The sequence below is a fragment of the Streptomyces sp. Ag82_O1-12 genome (assembly GCF_900182715.1).
GTDB classification, from domain to species: domain Bacteria; phylum Actinomycetota; class Actinomycetes; order Streptomycetales; family Streptomycetaceae; genus Streptomyces; species Streptomyces massasporeus.
Genome location: NZ_FXUW01000001.1, coordinates 408,678 through 426,380, shown reverse-complemented (window position 1 = coordinate 426,380; position 17,703 = coordinate 408,678). Strand labels below are relative to the sequence as shown.

At 71.5% G+C, this 17,703-nt stretch carries 16 protein-coding genes; 10 read left to right on the top strand and 6 right to left on the bottom strand.

All coding sequences use genetic code 11. The features are described 5' to 3' along the window. Window positions 1-6: 6 nt before the first annotated feature. From QOL88_RS02120 to QOL88_RS02110, 3 genes are all read right to left on the bottom strand, one after another. Window positions 7-741, bottom strand: coding sequence for a methyltransferase (locus tag QOL88_RS02120; protein WP_097214811.1), 735 nt, complete (start codon window positions 739-741; stop codon window positions 7-9). Window positions 742-747: 6 nt separating this feature from the next. Then, window positions 748-5,052, bottom strand: a complete 4,305-nt coding sequence (locus QOL88_RS02115) for an aminotransferase class I/II-fold pyridoxal phosphate-dependent enzyme (protein WP_373559267.1) — start codon at window positions 5,050-5,052, stop codon at window positions 748-750. Window positions 5,053-5,206: 154 nt separating this feature from the next. Then, window positions 5,207-5,692, bottom strand: coding sequence for a nucleoside deaminase (locus tag QOL88_RS02110; protein ID WP_097214810.1), 486 nt, complete (start codon window positions 5,690-5,692; stop codon window positions 5,207-5,209). A gap of 148 nt (window positions 5,693-5,840) precedes the next feature. On the opposite strand from QOL88_RS02110, the gene QOL88_RS02105 reads away from it, so the two are divergent. Then, window positions 5,841-6,614 (top strand): GNAT family N-acetyltransferase, encoded by a 774-nt coding sequence (locus tag QOL88_RS02105; protein ID WP_097214809.1) that lies wholly within the window; start codon window positions 5,841-5,843, stop codon window positions 6,612-6,614. An 80-nt stretch (window positions 6,615-6,694) separates the two neighbouring features. Continuing rightward, window positions 6,695-7,621, top strand: a complete 927-nt coding sequence (locus QOL88_RS02100; RefSeq protein ID WP_097214808.1) for an NAD-dependent epimerase/dehydratase family protein — start codon at window positions 6,695-6,697, stop codon at window positions 7,619-7,621. 234 nt (window positions 7,622-7,855) lie between these two features. On the opposite strand, the gene QOL88_RS02095 is transcribed toward QOL88_RS02100, so the two are convergent. Next, window positions 7,856-8,296 carry an SPW repeat protein gene (locus QOL88_RS02095; protein WP_097214807.1) on the bottom strand — a complete coding sequence of 147 codons (441 nt, stop codon included), beginning with the start codon at window positions 8,294-8,296 and terminating at the stop codon, window positions 7,856-7,858. A gap of 241 nt (window positions 8,297-8,537) precedes the next feature. On the opposite strand from QOL88_RS02095, the gene QOL88_RS02090 reads away from it, so the two are divergent. From QOL88_RS02090 to QOL88_RS02075, 5 genes are all read left to right on the top strand, one after another. Continuing rightward, window positions 8,538-8,702: a DUF8839 family protein gene (locus QOL88_RS02090; RefSeq protein ID WP_491588370.1), complete on the top strand. Its 165-nt coding sequence runs from the start codon at window positions 8,538-8,540 to the stop codon at window positions 8,700-8,702. Window positions 8,703-8,927: 225 nt separating this feature from the next. Next, complete coding sequence (locus QOL88_RS38755) at window positions 8,928-9,011, top strand: putative leader peptide (protein ID WP_350710819.1); 84 nt, start codon at window positions 8,928-8,930, stop codon at window positions 9,009-9,011. 190 nt (window positions 9,012-9,201) lie between these two features. Then, window positions 9,202-9,756, top strand: coding sequence for an NADPH-dependent FMN reductase (gene ssuE, locus QOL88_RS02085; protein WP_097214806.1), 555 nt, complete (start codon window positions 9,202-9,204; stop codon window positions 9,754-9,756). 48 nt (window positions 9,757-9,804) lie between these two features. Next, window positions 9,805-10,956: an LLM class flavin-dependent oxidoreductase gene (locus QOL88_RS02080; protein ID WP_283445870.1), complete on the top strand. Its 1,152-nt coding sequence runs from the start codon at window positions 9,805-9,807 to the stop codon at window positions 10,954-10,956. A gap of 103 nt (window positions 10,957-11,059) precedes the next feature. Continuing rightward, window positions 11,060-12,262: a serine hydrolase domain-containing protein gene (locus QOL88_RS02075; protein ID WP_097214805.1), complete on the top strand. Its 1,203-nt coding sequence runs from the start codon at window positions 11,060-11,062 to the stop codon at window positions 12,260-12,262. On the opposite strand, the gene QOL88_RS02070 is transcribed toward QOL88_RS02075, so the two are convergent. Together QOL88_RS02070 and QOL88_RS02065 are read right to left on the bottom strand one after the other, a co-directional pair. Further along, window positions 12,259-13,308, bottom strand: a complete 1,050-nt coding sequence (locus QOL88_RS02070; protein WP_097214804.1) for an acyl-CoA dehydrogenase family protein — start codon at window positions 13,306-13,308, stop codon at window positions 12,259-12,261. The genes QOL88_RS02075 and QOL88_RS02070 overlap by 4 nt on opposite strands. A gap of 141 nt (window positions 13,309-13,449) precedes the next feature. Then, on the bottom strand, window positions 13,450-14,559 hold the full coding sequence (locus QOL88_RS02065) for a substrate-binding domain-containing protein (protein WP_097214803.1): 1,110 nt from the start codon (window positions 14,557-14,559) through the stop codon (window positions 13,450-13,452). A gap of 82 nt (window positions 14,560-14,641) precedes the next feature. Here QOL88_RS02065 and QOL88_RS02060 point away from each other — a divergent pair, with 82 nt between their 5' ends. The 3 genes from QOL88_RS02060 (at window position 14,642) to QOL88_RS02050 (ending at window position 17,685) form a co-directional block, all read left to right on the top strand. After that, on the top strand, window positions 14,642-15,082 hold the full coding sequence (locus QOL88_RS02060; protein ID WP_257027395.1) for a MarR family winged helix-turn-helix transcriptional regulator: 441 nt from the start codon (window positions 14,642-14,644) through the stop codon (window positions 15,080-15,082). Window positions 15,083-15,357: 275 nt separating this feature from the next. Then, window positions 15,358-16,248: a glycoside hydrolase family 19 protein gene (locus tag QOL88_RS02055; RefSeq protein ID WP_097214801.1), complete on the top strand. Its 891-nt coding sequence runs from the start codon at window positions 15,358-15,360 to the stop codon at window positions 16,246-16,248. Window positions 16,249-16,317: 69 nt separating this feature from the next. Beyond that, window positions 16,318-17,685: a phosphoinositide-specific phospholipase C-related protein gene (locus tag QOL88_RS02050; RefSeq protein ID WP_097214800.1), complete on the top strand. Its 1,368-nt coding sequence runs from the start codon at window positions 16,318-16,320 to the stop codon at window positions 17,683-17,685. Window positions 17,686-17,703: the final 18 nt, after the last annotated feature.

Here is a 17,703-nt window from a genome sequence, read left to right as displayed (position 1 = left end):
GACGGGCTACACCGCCGCCGCCACCCCCGTGAGCAGCACCATCCCCGAGTCCCCGTAGTCCGGCAGGGTCGGGTCCACGTCGATGTGGGTCACGTCCAGGTCCCGGGTCAGGGGTGTGAAGACCTCCGTGACCGTCGCCGGGTTCACCGGGCAGCCCGGCCAGCGGGAGGCCGGGCCGATGCGGTAGGTCGGCATGTTCTCCATGAACGCGGCGACCAGGTAGCCGCCCGGCCGGGCCGTACGGACGAAGGTGCGGCAGAAGTCGGCGAACTCGGTGAAGTCCTCCGTGGCACCCTCGGCCACGAAGTGCATGGAGGCGAGTTCGTACGTGCCCGGTGGCAGGGTGCGGACGTCGGCGTGGACGACGTTCACCGGTGCCAGCGCCCCGGCCAGCGTCGCGGGCACAGCGGGGTTGAGCTGCCGGCACAGCGCGTGGAACGGCAACCAGCTCGCGTCGGGCCGGTGACAGATCTGATCCGTGAGGTAGGCGACGTTGCTCGCCCCCGCCTCCACGGCGTCGATCCTGCGGCTCGCTGCGGACGCGAGCACCAGCGGGTAGAGGTTGGGGCCCGCCCCGAACTCCACCGAGCTGCTGAGGGCGCCGGGTGGAAGGTGCCGGTAGAAGGCGCTGTGGTGCGCGATGATCGCCGCGTCCGAGGGGTGCATCTCGCGGTAGTTCTCCGCGAGGTAGTCGGCGACCGGCCAGCGGTCCCAGTCCACGTCGTCGTTGTGCGTCGTCATGGCCGTCTAGCCCTTCAGCCGCAGCGGGAAGCGATTGGACAACCGGGTCAGGGCCCCGTTCAGGTGGTCGATGTCCTCGTCGGAGTTGAGGGCGGTGAGCTGGACGCGGAACCCCACCCGGTCGCGCGGGACCAGTGGGTAGGCGGCCAGCGTCACATAGACGCCCTCCTCCCACAGGAACGCGGCGACCGCGTCCAGGTCGGCCGGGTTCGCCAGCGGCACCTCCACGATCGGCAACCGGTCCGAGTTGAGGATGCTCACCCCCATGCCCTCCAGGTGGTCGAGTACCCGGACCGTCTTGCGGTACAGGTCGGCCCGGATCGCGTCGCCCCGGCGCTCGTTGACGTTCAGCCCGGCCATCGCGGTCGCCAGTGACGCCGTCGGTGAAGGCCCCGAGTACAGATAGGGCGCCGCCGCGGTCTTCAGCCGGTTCTTCAGCTCCGACGGGAGCGCGAGGAACGCCAGCAGGGACGAGTACGCCTTCGAGAACCCGCCCACGAGCACGATTCCGTCGTAGGACTCCCCGGTGTGCCGCACCACGCAGTTGCCGCGCATGCCGTACGGGCACGTCTCGGCCGGCCCGCGCTCCCCGATCACCCCGAAGCCGTGCGCGTCGTCGACGTAGAGCGTCGCGCCCTCTGAGCGGCACACTGCCGCCAAGGCGGGGATGTCCGGGATGTTGCCGCTCATGCTGTTGACGCCGTCCAGGCACACCAGCCGCGGTGTCCCCGGTGGCACCCCGGCCAGCTGTGCGCGCAGGTCGTCGGGCCGTTCGGCGTGGAAGCGGTGCAGGGTCGCGCCCTGGGCCCGGGCGACCACACAGCCGTCGTACACCGTGCGGTGCGCGGTCGCCTCCACGAAGACATGGCCGTCCTCGACGATGGCCGGGATCACCGAGGAGTGGACCAGCGTCAGTGTGGGCAGCAGCAGCGTGTCCGGGGCGCCCAGCAGTGCGGCGAGCCGCTCCTCGATGTCGGGGTACAGGCGCGGGCTGCCCAGCAGCCGCGACCAGCTGGGGTGCGTGCCCCACTGGCGCACAGCGGGATCGACCGCGTCCATGATCTCCGGGTCCCAGTCGAAACCCAGGTAGTTGCACGACGCGAAGTCGATCAGCCAGTGGTCGCCGCTGCGGATGTGCCGGCCGCGGACCTCGTCCAGGACGGCGTCGCTCATCGGGCTGGTGCGCCGCAGATGCTCCAGGTCCGCCCAGCGCGCCTCCCGGCGTCCCCGGGCGGCGTCGATCCTGGGCCGCGGGGTGTGGGCCGGCGCGAACGGACGGACGGTCGGCTCCCGCAGCACCCGCGCACTCTGCTCCACCGTCATCGGCCGGGCGAACAGGAACCCCTGCCCGAACCGGCACCCCATCCCGACCAGCAGATCCCGTTGCGCGGTGTCCTCGATTCCCTCCGCGATGACCTGCAGGCCCAGTGTGTCCGCGATCCGCACGATGCCCTCGACCAGGGCGACCTGCTGGGCGTCGCGCGCGATGTTGTCGATGAACGACTTGTCGATCTTCAGCACGTCGATGGGGAAGTCCTGCAGGTACCGCAGCGAGGAGAAGCCGGTGCCGAAGTCGTCGACCGCGATGTGCACCCCGAGTTCCTTCAGCGTGGTCAGCACGGTCTGGAGCCCGTCGTCGCGCTGCAACAGCACTGTCTCCGTCAGCTCCAGTTGCAGCGATCCCGGTTCGAGGCCCGGTGTGCTCAGTGCCTCACCGACCTGTTCGATGAACCCGGCGTCGCGGAACTGACGGGCGGAGACGTTCACACTCACGTACGGCGGCCGGCCGGGGCCCGGCAGCCGTTGCAGTCCCACGATGTCGTTGACCGCGTTCTCCATCACCCACGAACCCAGCGCGGCGATGTGCCCGGTCTCCTCGGCGAGGCTGATGAACTGGTGCGGGGCGACGGTAGGCCGGCGCTCGTCCGGCCAGCGCACCAGCGCCTCGAACCCGACGACCTCGCCCCCGGTGATGTCCACGACCGGCTGGTAGCGCAGCCCGAACGCCTTGTCGGCGACCGCCTGGGCCAGCTGGGTCTGCAGATCGTGCCGCTCGACCATGCGGCTGCGCAGCAGGGGCTTGAAGCGGCGCCACTGCCTCTTGCCCGCCGCCTTCGCCGCGTACAGCGCGAGGTCGGCATGGCCCAGCAGCTGCTCCGCGTCCGTGCTGTCACGTGCCGTGGCCACGCCCACACTGGCCGACACCGTCACCGACTCGTCGGCCAGATCGAACGGCCGTCCCAGCGTCTGGATGACCTGCGCCGCCAGCAGCTCGGCGTCCAGGGGCTGCTTGGCGTCCTCCATCAGTACGGCGAACTCGTCGCCGCCGAGCCGGGCGGCGGTGTCGGTGCGCCGCAGCGTCCGGGACAGCCGGTTGCCGACGGCGACCAGCAGATGATCGCCCGCCCGGTGCCCCATCGTGTCGTTGACCTGCTTGAAGTCGTCCAGGTCGATGAAGAGCAGACACGTCAGGGTCGACTCGCGGCGGCCGCGCAGCAGGGCGCGCTCGATCCGCTCCAGCAGCAGCATCCGGTTGGGCAGACCGGTCAGCGAGTCGTGGAACGCCCGCTGCGTCAGCTCCTGCTCCAGCCGCCGCTGCTCGGTCACGTCCCGCAGGGTCACGACCAGTCCGGACACGGTCCGCTCGTCCCGGAAGTCGCTGAACCGGACCTCGACCTCGACGCGCCCGTCCGGACGGTGCACCCACCAGTGGTCGTGTCCCGCCCGCGAGCCCCTCTCCCGTACCGCGGCGAGTTCCCGCGCGGCCCGTTCCCGGTCGCCCGGGTCTACCAGCTCCGACAGCACCACGCCGACGAGGTCCTCGGTGCCGAACACGGACCGCGCGGACGGACTGGCGTACCGGATCGTGTCGTCGTCCTCCAGGATCAGGATGACGTCGGAGGTGTTGCGGACGAGGGTGCGGAAGTACGCCTCGTTCTCCTGGCGGACGACCTCCTGGCGCAGTGTCACGCGCACCAGGGCCAGGCCCGCGTGTGACGCCAGGATCTCCAGGGAGCCCCAGGTCTCGTGCAGCTGCCGCTCGGGTGCGGCGATCAGCAGGACGCCCGGGACCGTTCCGCCCGGACGGTCCGGCTGGGTCATGGGGCACACCAGGACGGAGGGCAGGCCGTCCAGCTCGGCGGCGACGTCCGGAGCGAGAGCGGCGGGACTGACCAGGTGGGTGCCGTGGGCGCCGAGGTCCTGCGAACGCTCCTTCGGCAGCAGGATGGTCCGGTGCGGTACGTCCGGGCCCATCAGGTGGCCGACCGCCGTACGGCAGGAAAGATCGACCTCCTCCTGCCGGAACGCCGAGACCAGCGAGGCGGCGGCGGAGCGCAGCGCGAGTTCCCGGGTCACCGCGTGGCGGTGCGCCACGACCATCCCGGCCAGCCGGAGGATCACCAGCAGGAACAGCAGCCCGGAGAAGGCCGCGATCACGGCGGCGTCCTGCGTCTTGGTGCTGAGCCCTTCGAACAGCAGGATCCCCGGTGCGATGAGCGTGGCCATGGCGAGCAGGACCAGTCGGCGCTGCGGCGGCAGCAAGGATTCCCGCTGCGGCACGGAGGCGGTCAGTTCGACCATCGAGGGATGCAGCGCGGCCAGGCCCCAGGCGGTGTAGAAGGCGATCCAGCCGAGGTCCAGCAGGGTGCCGGTCTGCCACAGGTCCTTCAGCTGCAGGATTCCGTACGCGATGTCGAAGAGCAGCAGCGTCATCGTGCCGACGACCAGCAGCCGCACGGCCCGGTTGGGGCCGTTGACCGGACTCGGGGCCAGCAGCCGGGCCAGCAGGGCCAGCACGAGGATGTCGCCCAGAGGGTAGGCGATGCTGATGGCGCGCTGCTGCCAGGTCATCCCCTCCACCACCGTCAGCGGCTGCACCAGGTACACCCACACCGGCAGCGCGAGTCCCGCGGTGATGATCAGCGCATCGAGCAGGCTCGGCAGGTCGCGGTCCGCCCACCGGTGGCGCACCAGTCCCGAGAGACCGATCGCGAAGAGCGGGTAGGTGGCGAGGTAGAAGGCGTCGGCGGGGGAGGGGAACGGGTTGGAGGCGTCGAAGTACTCCTGCGACACGTTGTAGTACGTGTCGCCGATGATGAAGCTGAGCAGCCCCCCGGCCAGGACCCACCAGGGCCACGGATGGGTGGGCCGGTAGACCCGGGTGCCGATCAGTATGGCGGCGACGCCGGCGAGACCGATGGCGGCCCACAGCACGGGGGCCGCCACCGGGACGGTCATATACACGATCGTGATGGCCGTGACCAAGGCGATGTAGACGGCCATCAGCCGACGTGCCGGCAGCGAGGACATGTGCCTCCCCCCGTGGAGGAGAACGGGGCGTACGCCTGGTCTTGAAGCTGGTCCAATTGAAATCGATCGTAGGTTCCTCCGAGCGGCCCTGCATCTCGGAGGGGCGTCGCACCGGGGCGGACCCGGCGTTGTTCAGCCGGGGTACCTCCGTGTCTCAGTCGCGTCCCCGGTGGAACCTGATGTGCAACTCCCGTACTCGATCAGTCAGTTCGGGCACCGGGCCGTCCACGACTACACCGGGTGCCACCTCGCGTACGGGGAGTGTCCGCACCGGCGGTGCGGGGACACCCAACTCGTCCAGCCAGGCGCCGAGTTGCTCGGACGAGGCGACGTAGACGATGCGGCCGAGGCCGACCCAGGCGTGCGCGGCCGCGCACATCGGGCAGTGCTCGCCGGAGGTGTAGACCGTGGCGGCCGCCCGCTCCCCGGGCGTGAGGTGCGCCGCGGACCAGCGCGCCAGCTCGAACTCGGGGTGCCGGGTGCGGTCGCCCGAGGCCACGCGGTTGTGGTCCTCGGCGAGGGCGGTGCCGTCCCCGCCCACCAGGACCGACCCGAACGGCTCGTCCCCGGCCTCCAGGGCCTCGGCGGCGAGTTCCACGCAGCGGCGCAGATGCGGCAGTTCCGTGTCCTTCACGACCATGGGGCCGGCCTTTCCCGTGACGACGTGATCGACAGGACCCTATGGCGCCGCGACACCGGGACAAAGGAACGGGGCTGCGGGCCGGTCGAGTGCCGCCGGGCCGGAAAACCCTTTGCCGTACGGCCCGGCGGGCTGCTGAGGTCTGTCCATGGATCATGCCGAGCTGCTCACCCTGTTCGACCGCGACCTGCGCGAGGGAGCGCGGCCAGACGGTCCCGGCGCCCGTGTCGAGCGGACCGGCGGCGTCGTCCGACAGGTCGCCCCGGCGCCGGGCTGGAACGGCGTGCTGTGGTCCGCCCTGGACGAGGCCGGAGCGGACGCGGCGATCGCCGGGCAGATCGGCCACTACACCGGGCTCGGCCTCGACTTCGAGTGGAAGCTGTACGGGCACGACCGGCCGGCGGACCTCGGGCGGCGGCTGCGCGCGGCCGGGTTCACCCCCGGGCCCGAGGAGACGCTGATGATCGGAGAGGCCGCCGGTCTGGCCCGCGACGCCGCACCGCCCGAGGGCGTGCGCGTCGTGCAGGTCACCGACCCGGCGGGCGTCGATCTCGTGGCCGAGGTGCACGAGAAGGCGTTCGGCGCGGACAGCTCCTGGCTGCGCCACCAGCTCCTCGCCCGCCTCTGCGACCCGGACAACGTGGTCGCCGTCGTGGCGATGGCCGGCGACGAGCCGGTGAGCGCGGCACGCATGGAGCTCGTGCCCGGCACGCCCTTCGCCGGTCTGTGGGGCGGCGGCACCGTCCCGGGCCGGCGTGGCCGCGGCATCTACCGCACCCTGGTGGCCCATCGGGCTCACGCCGCGGTGACCCGCGGCTACCGCTACCTCCAGGTCGACGCCTCCAGCCAGAGCCGGCCGATCCTGGAACGGCTCGGCTTCGTGTCGCTGACGACCACGACGCCGTACGAGTACGCGTCCTAGCCGAGCGTGGATGCGGGTGTGAGCTCACCTCTGTGGGGTGGTGATGTCACATCCGGGCCCACCCGGTTCGTCGCACTGACATGACGACGAACCACACGAGCCAGAGCATCCTCCTCGCCGGCGCGAGCGGCGTCCTCGGCACGCACATCGCCCATGCCCTGACCGGCGCGGGCCACAAGGTCACCGGCCTCGGCCGGAGCAGGGAGAACGGCATCCGAGCCGACCTCATGGACCGCGACGCGCTGCTGCGCGCGGTCGACGGTCAGCGCTTCGACACCGTGATCCACGCCGCGACCGCCCTGCGCAAGCCACCCATGCGCGACAGCGACATGTACGCCACCGACGCGCTGCGCATGGAGGGCACCGCCCACCTGGTCGAGGCCGCCCGCGCCGCCGGTGCCCGCCGCTTCGTCGTGGAGTCGATGGTCTTCGGATACGGCTATGGCGACCACGGCGACCGCCCGCTCACCGAGGACGACCCCTTCGGGCCGCCCGGCCGCACACCACGGCTGGAGCGGCACATCGCGGGGATGCGGACCAAGGAGCGGCTCGCGTTCGGCGCGGAGGGGCTGGAGGGCATCGCGCTCCGCTTCGGCTGCTTCTACGGCCCCGGCGGCACCGATGCCCTGTTGCCCCTGCTGCGCAAGCGGCAACTCCCCGTGCCCGGCGACCGGGGCCGCGTGCTGCCGTGGGTGGAGCTCACCGACGCCGCCCGCGCGGTGGTCGCCGCCGTGGAGCGCGGCCGGCCGGGGCAGGCCTACAACATCGCGGACGACACCCCGATGGGGTTCCGCGCCCACGTCGAGACCGTGGCCCGGGCCTTCGGGCTGCCCAAGCCGATGACCGTGCCGCTGTGGCTGATGAAGCCCATGTCGTACGCGCACACCGTGATGGCGTCTCGGCTCCGCGTGTCCACCGCCCAGGCGGAGAGCGAACTCGGCTGGAGGCCGCGCTACGCGTCGAGCGGCGAGGGGCTCGCCGCGATGCGGTCGGTGAGCCGCAATTGAGGCCGGCAGCGTCGGCGAACCGCCGCCCAGCCCCGCACGGTCGGCGAGCCGCAATAGAGCCCCGCGCCGTCGGCGAACCGCCGCGGCGTACAACCCCGCGCGGCCGGCGGACGCGGCGCGGAGGCCTTCGGGGCCGAACAGGCGCGGCGGACGTGTCAAGGGCCGACCGGCGTGTCCGACGTGAACGGGCCGGCCCGGGACGCGGACCGGCCTTCGGCTCCTTTCCGGCGGGCGCTACGGCCTGGGCGAGGCCTTCGCCGCCGTTCCGGCGCACACCAGCCCGAGGATCACGGCCAGTGCACCGATGATGATGTTGTTCCACACGACACCGGCGTCCGGGCTTTCGCCGACGACCCACGGCGAGATGATCATCCACACCCCGAGCGCGCACATGGCCCAGCTCAGGCCGTACATGCGCTCCGGAGCGCGAGTGAACCCGAGCGCCAGCAGGCCGATGGCGATGCCCATGATCAGGTTGTGGGTCACGAGGTCCGGCTGGCTGGTCGTGTAGTGGACGATCCACGGGGAGGCGGCGCAGTACAGACCGAGCAGGAACACCGGTCCGTCCACGAGCGCCACATCGCGGCCGCCGAGCACGCGGGCGTACCGGTCCCGCATCTCGGAGGCATCCGGGTGGCTGGTGATATCCCCTCTGGTGGGTGAGACGTTGGCCATGATTCGTCTCCTTCAGGTGCAGGGCGACCGCGTCTGGTGAGGTATGCGGTAAACGCCGCGTAAGCGTCATTCTGCTCTTACATTTCCTTTATGTGTAGAGGTCGGCAGAGGGTACCGGGATCTACCCGGCAGTACATGTCCGGGCGGATCGGGGGCATCCGCATGTGTACGACAGCGACCGATCGACGTCGCCCCGGCGGGCGGCGCGGGACAGGGGAGGGCAGCGGACGTGACTGCGGCCATCAGTGCGAAGGTGTTGGAGCGGTTCCCGGCGGGGTCTCCGCGCGGATCGTGGCCCGCGGAGGAGTACGCGGCACGCCGTCGCGCCGAGGGTGAACCCGCCACCGTCGTCATGGACCTGGAGTCGGACGCCTTCCTCGTGGTCGTTCCGGCGGACGGCGACTGAGGCGGCGCCCGCCCGCACCGCAAGGAGTCCCGCGCCCTCGGGCCGTGCCGTGCCGAGCCGGCCGAACCGGGCCGACCGAGAACCGAGTCGGCCGAGCCGGGCCGGCCGAACCGGGGGCGCACGCAAGCCTTTCCGGGCCGCCTTTCGTGAAATGGCCGGTCCGGGATACGAGATGAGCCGCGAATTCCTTGACGGCCCTCGACATCCACTGCCACGATCGATGGCATGACCATGCGACTGGACCTCACGCGGCGACGCCACGTCGACCTCGCACGCGTCTCCAGCGCTTCCTGTCGCGCCGCAGCCTGAGTCCTTCGGCTCGCCGCTTCCTCACACCGCCGTTTCCGCCGTCGGCCGGCCATTGCCGTGCCGACGGGATGCGATGTGCGGTGAATTCCCCTCACGCCTGAATTCGGCGCTTCGGCACGCCCTTTCACCTGCGTGCCCCCGAATTCGGCGATGCCCGCGCAGTCGCGCCTCATCCCGGAAAAGAGTGCCCATGGCCACCGTCCTGTCCGTCTCCGGCAGCCCGTCCGCCTCCTCCCGCACCAGCCGACTGCTGCGCCACCTGGACAAGCGGCTGGCGGCCCAGGGGCACGACGTGATCCCGCTCGACGTCCGCACCATCCCCGCCGAGGCCCTGCTCGGCGCCGACTTCCGCCACCCCGCGATCGTCGAGGCCACCGAACTGTTCGCGCGGGCCGACGGCATCGTCGTAGGCACACCCGTCTACAAGGCGTCCTACTCCGGTGTCCTGAAGGCCCTGCTGGACCTGCTCCCGCAGTACGCCCTGACCGGCAAGACCGTCCTGCCGCTCGCCACCGGCGGCAGCGTCGCCCATGTGCTGGCCATCGACTACGCCCTGCGCCCGGTGCTCAACTCCATGGGTGCGGCCCACATCGTGCAGGGCTGGTTCACCCTCGACAAGGACATCACCGTGCAGGACGACGGCTCCCTGACGGTCGCGCCGGCCGCCACCGAGGCGCTGAGCCAGGTGGTCGACCAGTTCTCCGCGGCGCTCGGCCGCATCCCGCTGCTGGCCGTGGCGGGCTGACACCCCACACCGACGCGCCACCGCACGTACCCCTCGATCGGAGACCCCGTGTCCCTCACGTTCCACTGGTTCCTGCCCACCAACGGCGACAGCCGCCATGTCGTCGGCGGGGGGCACGGCACCCCGGCCACCGCGTCCGGGAGGGACCGGCCGCCGACGGTCGCCTACCTGAGCCAGATCGCCCGGGCTGCCGAGGAGGTGGGTTTCGCGGGTGCTCTCACCCCCACCGGCGCCTGGTGCGAGGACGCGTGGCTGACGACGGCGATGGTCGCCCAGCACACCGAACGCCTGAAGTTCCTCGTCGCCTTCCGGCCGGGCCTGATCTCACCCACCCTCGCCGCGCAGATGGCGGCCACCTTCCAGCGCCAGACCGGCGGACGGCTGCTGCTCAACGTCGTCACCGGCGGCGAGAACAAGGAGCAGCGCGCCTTCGGTGACTTCCTCGACAAGGACGGCCGGTACCGCCGCACCGGTGAATTCCTCCAGGTCGTACGGGAGTTGTGGCGCGGGCGGACCGTCGACCTGCACGGCGAGCACGTCCGGGTGGAGGACGCGGCGCTGGCCCGGGTGCCCGACCCCGTGCCCGAGGTCTACTTCGGCGGCTCCTCACCCATCGCCGGTGAGATCGCGGCCCGGCACGCCGACGTCTACCTCACCTGGGGCGAGCCGCCCGCCCAGGTCGCCGAGAAGATCGCCCGGCTCCGGTCGCTGGCCGCCGCACAGGGCCGCACCCTGCGCTTCGGCATCCGGCTGCACGTGATCACCCGCGACACCACAGAGCAGGCCTGGGCCGAGGCGGACCGGCTGCTCGACGGATTCGACCCGGAGACGGTGGCGTCGGTGCAGGCCGGGCTCGCCCGAAGTGAGTCCGAGGGGCAGCAGCGCATGCTCGCCCTGCACGGCGGCCGCCGCGACCGCCTGGAGATCCATCCCAACCTGTGGGCCGGCATCGGCCTGGTGCGCGGCGGGGCGGGCACCGCCCTGGTCGGCAGCCACGACGAGGTCGCCGAGCGGATCGGGGAGTACCACGCGCTGGGCATCGACGAGTTCATCCTCTCCGGCTATCCGCACCTGGAAGAGGCCTACTGGTTCGGCGAGGGCGTCCTGCCGCGCCTCGCCGCACGGGGGCTGTGGCGCCACCCCGCGGGCCGGGAGACCGCTCCCGCCGCTCCCGCTCCCTTCGTGCCGGTCGCGAGCTGACACCTCGCGCATCGCACGCAGAGATCAACCCTGGCACGGGACGTGGGCGTCCTGGTCAGCGAGAGGACGGGCCCACCGCCCCCTCGGTGACCAGGAGGCCATCATGAAGCAGCGCGCCGCACTCACCGTCTCGATCGCCCTGGCCGTGGCACTGTCCGCCGGTACGGCGGCACTCGCCCCGGCAGCGCAGGCGGTGGAACCGACGGACGGCCACGAGGCCACCCGGACCGCGTTACTCGCTCTCGTCGACAAGGGCGGCCTCCCCGGAGCGGCGGCCACCGTCCGTGACGACCACGGGAGTTGGTTCGGGCGGGCCGGCCACGCGGACACCGGCACGGGTCGCAAGCGGACGGTCGGCGAGCACTTCCGCGGTGCCAGCATCACCAAGACGTTCGTCGCGACCGTCCTTCTCCAACTGGAGGCGGAAGGCAGACTGGACCTGGATGACACCGTCGAACGATGGCTGCCCGGCCTGGTGCACGGCAACGGCTACGACGGCAACACGGTGATGCTGCGTCAACTCCTCAACCACACCAGCGGCATCGCCAACTACACCGACGACCCCGACTTCAGCCACGACACCGCAGGGCCCGGCTTCCCGGAGCACCGGTACGACACCTATCAGCCCGAGAAACTCGTGGCGATCGCCCTGAAGCACCCGCCGCAGCCAGGCCCGCAGCGCGAGCCCTCGTACTCCAACACCAACTTCGTCGTTGCGGGCATGGTGATCGAGAAGGCGACGGGGCGCTCGTACGCGCACGAGATCACCCGTCGCATCATCCGGCCCCTGAAGCTGCGCGGAACGTCGTTCCCGGGCACGGCACCCGAGATGCCGAAACCGCACCCTGTCGGCTACTCCCGGCTCCACCAGGACACCCCCGACGCCGAGATCCACGACGCCACCGAACAGAACATGACCTGGCTGGGCGCGGCCGGTGACGTCATCTCCACCAGCGGCGACCTCAACCGCTTCCAACGGGCCCTGGTCAAGGGCGACCTGCTGCCCCCGCGGCAGACGAAGGAGATGTTCGAGGAGGTCCCGGCCGGACACGGCATCGGCTACGGACTCGGAGTGGAGTTCGCGCAGTTGTCCTGCGGTGTGAAGGTCGTCGGCAAGAGCGGCCGCACCAACGGCTCCCTGTCCGCGATGGTCGGCACCCAGGACGGCGAACACCAGCTCACCTTCAACATCAACGGCGACTGGCTCCCGGACTCCTCGCTCTATGTCGACGTCATCGAAGCCGAGTTCTGCGGGAAGGTCCCGTCCCGGACGGATCGGACGCCGGCCGCGCCCCGCCTCGGCTAGCCCGACGCCAGCGAGCCGAGGTGGGTCCGGCGTGCCTCGACCGTCTGGCCCTGCACCAGCAGGAACATCCCCTCGCGCGCCAGCCGTTGCGCCCGGCTGTCCAGGGCCATGGAGCGGCCGCCGCCGGCCACGATCGCCGCGGTCGTGGCCGCGCGCAGGAGGTCGTACGCGCGGGTCTTCACGGCCAGTCGTTCCGGGACGGAGTCCTGCGGGGCGGGCCGGTCGGCCAGGGCGTAGGCCTCCTGCCGTACCTCGTCGAGCCGGGCCCGCAGCGACCGGGCCGTCTCCCGGCCCTCCGGGGTCTGCGCCACCAGGTCCAGCGCCGCGTCCGCCACCCCGAACACCGCCGGACTGGCGTTGGCGGCCCGGGGGAGGTCGACCAGGGCGAATTCCTCCTGCGAGGTGCGCAGCACGACGGACTCGTCCGGAACCCACAGGCCGTCCAGCTCCAGGGACACCGTACGCGCGGCGGTGAGGGCCGCGAGCCGCATCGGCGCCGACGGTGTCAGCCCCGGCTGCGCGCGGGCCTCGGCGAACACGAACACCACCTCGGCCGAGTCCGTCACCCCGGCCAGCAGCATCACGTCGTTCAGCCCCCAGCCGGTGTACCAGGGCACCCGGCCCCCGAACCGCCAGCCGCCCTCTTCGGCGACGGCCCGCACGGGCACCCGGGGGAAGGCACGGACGTGGGCGAACGCGATGCCGGCCATCAGCTCGCCGGTCGCCAGCGGACGCAGCAGCTTCTCCCGGACGGGGGAGTCGTAGGTGGCGAGCAGCTTCACCGGTGTGTGGTGCTGTGTCTGCACGAACCATGTGGAGCAGCACGCCCCGGCCAGGATCTCCGCGGTCTCCCGCGCCACGGTCACGGGCGCGTTTGCCCCGCCGTACTCCCGCGGCGCGACCACCCCCAGCAGCCCTGCCCGCTTCACCGCCTCGACATGGCTCGCGGGCACCCCCTCCTGGTCGACGCGCTCGGCCTGCGGGACGAGGAGATCGTGCGCCAGTCGCTGTGCGCCGGTGACGAGGGGATGGGGTGTGGTCGTCATGGGAGGAATTCTCGCGGTCGAGCGGGGCGGGGCGCTGATCCGGGGGCGTGTCGTCGGCCGGCCGGCACCCAGGGTCTGTCGTTTGGATCATGTCGGCGGCGCGGGGCGTGGCACGCGGATCTGCCGCGTTGTCGTCAGACGCTAGGGGCGCGCCTCCAGCTCCGTGAGCACGTCGAAGTCGAGCCCGTCGGCCCGCGCCAGGTAGATCCGCTGGCGCACATGGGCGTCGCGCAGGTGCAGCAGCCCGCGCGGGCCCTCGTAGGACACCGCCCCCGCCCCGGCCGCCGCGCCGATCGCCGAGACGTCCAGCGTGCCGGCCCTCTTCAGCAGTGCGGCCAGCAGCAGCACTCCCTCGTAGCAGGACTCGCCGAGACTGCCGAGGGCGGGTGCCTGGACGCCGTAGCGGGCGGCGTACTGGCCATGGAAGTCGAGGGTGTCGCGGTTGGCCAGCGAGGCGAAGAACCCGGCCGTGCTGTAGAGGTCCTCGGTGGCCTCCGGGCCGCTCGCCACCAGCATGTTCTCGTCCATCAGCGTGCTCAGCCGCAGACAGCGCGCGTGCAGGCCGTACGCCGCGAACGCCCGGTTGAAGCGCACCGCGTCACTGCCGACGAGCAGCATCAGCACCGCGTCGGCGTCCGAGCGCTCGACGCGGCGCAGCACGGGCTCGAAGTCGTGGGTGCCGAGCGGCAGATATGCCTCACCGGCGACGCACCCGCCGCGGTCCCGGGCGTAACCGCGGGCCGAGCGGGCCGTGTGCCGCGGCCACACGTAGTCGTTGCCCACCACGAACCAGCGCCGCACCCCGCGCTCGTGTGCCAGCAGATCCATCGCCGGCCGGAGCTGGTCGCGCGGGGTCTCGCTGGTCAGGAACACCCCCGCCGTGTCCTCCCCGCCCTCGTACAGCGCGGTGTACACGTAGGGGACGCGGTGCGCGATCCGCGGTGCGAGCGCCCGCCGTACGGAGGAGATGTGCCAGCCCGTGACGCCCTGTACGGCGCCCAGGTCCACCAGCGCCTCGACCTCGTCGGCGATGTCGTGCGGCGCGCCCGAGCCGTCGACGGGCACCAGCCGGAGCTGTCTGCCGAGCACACCTCCGTCACGGTTGACCTCCTCGGCGGCCAGCCGCGCACACAGCTCACACGTGGGCCCGAAGATCCCGGCCGGCCCCTGCAGGGGAAAGACGAGGGCCACGCCGAACACGGAGTCGTCGGCCGTGAACCACTCGGGCCCGGGAAGGTCGCGCCGGAACATGGCGTCATGATTCCGGCTCCACCGGACGAACTCCAGTGCGTCTCCTACGATGGACATCCCTCGGCTACCTAGGAGAGCAGGGATGTCCAGCCCCACCCCGCCGCGTCGGCCCGACGACCTCGTGCAGTTGCTGACGCGGGCCGAACGGCTCGCGGCGCGCCGGTTGCAGGGCGTGCTGGAGGCGGAGGGCTGCTCGCTGGACGCGTGGCGGGTGCTGGCCTCGCTGTCGGACGGCGAGGGGCACCACATGACGGGGCTCGCGGAGGCCGCCTTCCTGCCGCCTCCGACGCTGACCAAGCTGGTCGACCAGCTCGTCGACCAGAACCTCGTGCACCGCAGGGTCGATCCGTTCGACCGCCGCCGCGTCCTCGCCCATCTCACCCCGCGCGGCCAGGAGTATTGGCAGCGCGTAGACCAGGCGGTCCGCGCCGCCCGGCCCTCGCTCGGCGAAGGCGACGACGACCTGCTGGGGTCCCTGCTGAACCGGCTGGCGGCGACGCTGGAGGACCCGGCGCGCGTGTGAGCGCTCCGGGACGCCGGACGGCGGGGACGGGCTGCCGATCGCGCCGAGCGGATCGGGGAACGACGGGCCGTCAACCGGCGCGGCCGCCCAACAGGTCCATACCTGACTGGTCTACACCCTTGACTGGTACAGACCAACGCGGTTGAGTGTGGCTCCACAGCCCCCCACCACGGCCGCCCCCACGCCGTGACCGGACCCCCGGTGCGTGCGGTCGAGGGCCCGCTTCGCCCTGCCCTCGTCAGGGTGCGGCCGTGCTCCGCGAAGGAGTTGAACCCGTGTCGAGACGCCGTATCTCCGCAGTCCTGGCCGCCCTCGCCCTCGCCGGCACCGCGCCGGTGCTTCTGCCCGCCTCGAACGCCTCGGCCGCCGCCTGCTCCAGCTACCCGAACTGGACGGCCGGGACGTCGTACGCCGCCGGCGACATCGTCCGCTACACCGACGGCAAGGCGTACATCGCCGAACACGCCAATCCGGGATACGACCCGGTCATCAGCACCTGGTACTGGGAGCCGTACGCCTGCGACAGCGGTCCGGGCACGCCCGACGCGCGCTTCGTCGTGAGCGAGGCGCAGTTCAACCAGATGTTCCCGAACCGGAATTCGTTCTACAGCTACAGCGGTCTCACGGCGGCCCTGGGCGCCTACCCCGGCTTCGCCAACACCGGCAGCGACACGGTGAAGAAGCAGGAGGCCGCCGCCTTCCTCGCCAACGTCAGCCACGAGACCGGCGGTCTGGTGCACGTGGTGGAGCAGAACACCGCCAACTACCCGCACTACTGCGACTGGGGGCAACCCTACGGCTGTCCGGCCGGGCAGGCCGCCTACTACGGGCGCGGTCCGATCCAGCTGAGCTGGAACTTCAACTACAAGGCCGCGGGCGACGCGCTCGGCATCGACCTGCTGAACAACCCCTGGCTGGTGCAGAACGACTCGGCCGTCGCCTGGAAGACGGCCCTGTGGTACTGGAACACCCAGACCGGCCCCGGCAGCATGACCCCGCACAACGCCATGGTGAACGGCGCCGGGTTCGGCCAGACGATCCGCAGCATCAACGGCTCCCTGGAGTGCGACGGCAAGAACCCGGCGCAGGTACAGAGCCGTGTGAACAACTACCAGCGGTTCACGCAGATCCTCGGGACGTCCCCCGGAGGCAACCTGTACTGCTGACGCGGGACCGTGCGACGTGGTGTCATGCGGGATGTCATGAACCTGACGGTTGACCGAAGGGCATCCCTCATGCGCCTACGCACCCCCCACGCCCTGCTCGCCACGACCGCGGCACTGGCCGCCGCGGTCGTGGCCCCCCAGCCCGCTGCCGCCGCCGTTCCGGCTCCGGGCCCGTACTACGTCCAGAGCGCCACGACCGGGCTCAACGCGGCCGACAACGGTGGCGCGGTCGAGCAGCACAGACCCCGCGGCAACGAGGACCGCCAGCAGTGGCAGGTGAAGCCGAGCGGGTCCTCCTACCTCCTGGAGAACACCGTCGCGCCCGGCAGCTGCCTCGGCCGCAGTGGCGACCAGGCCGCGACCGTCGCCTGCGCCAGTGCCGACGCCGGGTGGGAGATCGACCCGATCGGCGCCGACCGCTACACGCTCAAGGTCCCGGGAACCACCCGCCACCTCACGGTCGCGCCCAAGCCGCCCGGCGCCACCTACCCCGCCCGGCTCGCCCTCGGCGGATCAGGCGACCTCGCCGCCTGGTACCTCACCCCGGTCACGCCCGCCACCCAGCCCATGCCGCCGCAGGACCGGCGCACCCTGGACCAGGTCACGTTCCTCACCACGCACAACGCGTACGCCAACGGCGTCGACGGCGGCTTCGCCCCGCCCTTCGTCAACCTCGCGCCCAACCAGTCCCGCGGAATCGAACGCCAACTCGCCGACGGGGTCCGCGGATTCATGCTGGACATCCACCAGACCCCGGACGGCGCGATCCTCTGCCACAACAGCTGCACCCTCGTCAGCAGGCCCGTCGCCCTGTGGGTCGACCTCCAGCGCATGGTCGACTTCCTGAAGGCCCACCCCGACCAGTTCGTCACCGTCTTCCTGGAGGACTACGTCGATCCGGCCGTCCTGCGTGCCGAACTCGCCCGTGTCAACGGCCTGTCGGACGTGCTCTACCGGCCCGATCTCACCGGCGTGCGGCAGAACGGCTGGCCGACGATGACGGACCTGGCCGCCGCAGGCGACCGGCTGCTGATCTTCACCGACCACAGCCGCTCCGCCGACCAGGCCGCGGGCCTGACCCGGGACAGCTTCGGCGTCATGTACCAGCCCGAGTGGACCGTCGAGAACTACTGGTCGATGGGCTCGGGCCTCGGTACCTCCGACTGGTCCTGCTACAGCCGCTGGTACGGGGCCGACACCAACATCCCGCTGACCCGCACCGACCCCGGATTCCGCCCGCTGTTCGTCATGAACCACTTCCGTGACGTCCCGCTCACCGGCACGGCCGGCACGGACAACACCAAACTCGCCGACCGCGCCCAGAGGTTCTGCCAGCCGGCCGCCCGCAAGAAGCCCAACTTCCTCGCCGTGGACCACTACGATCGCGGCAACCCGGCCTCCGCCGTCACCACCCTCAACGCGTACACGTATCCGTAAACCGGTTTCGCCGGCCCG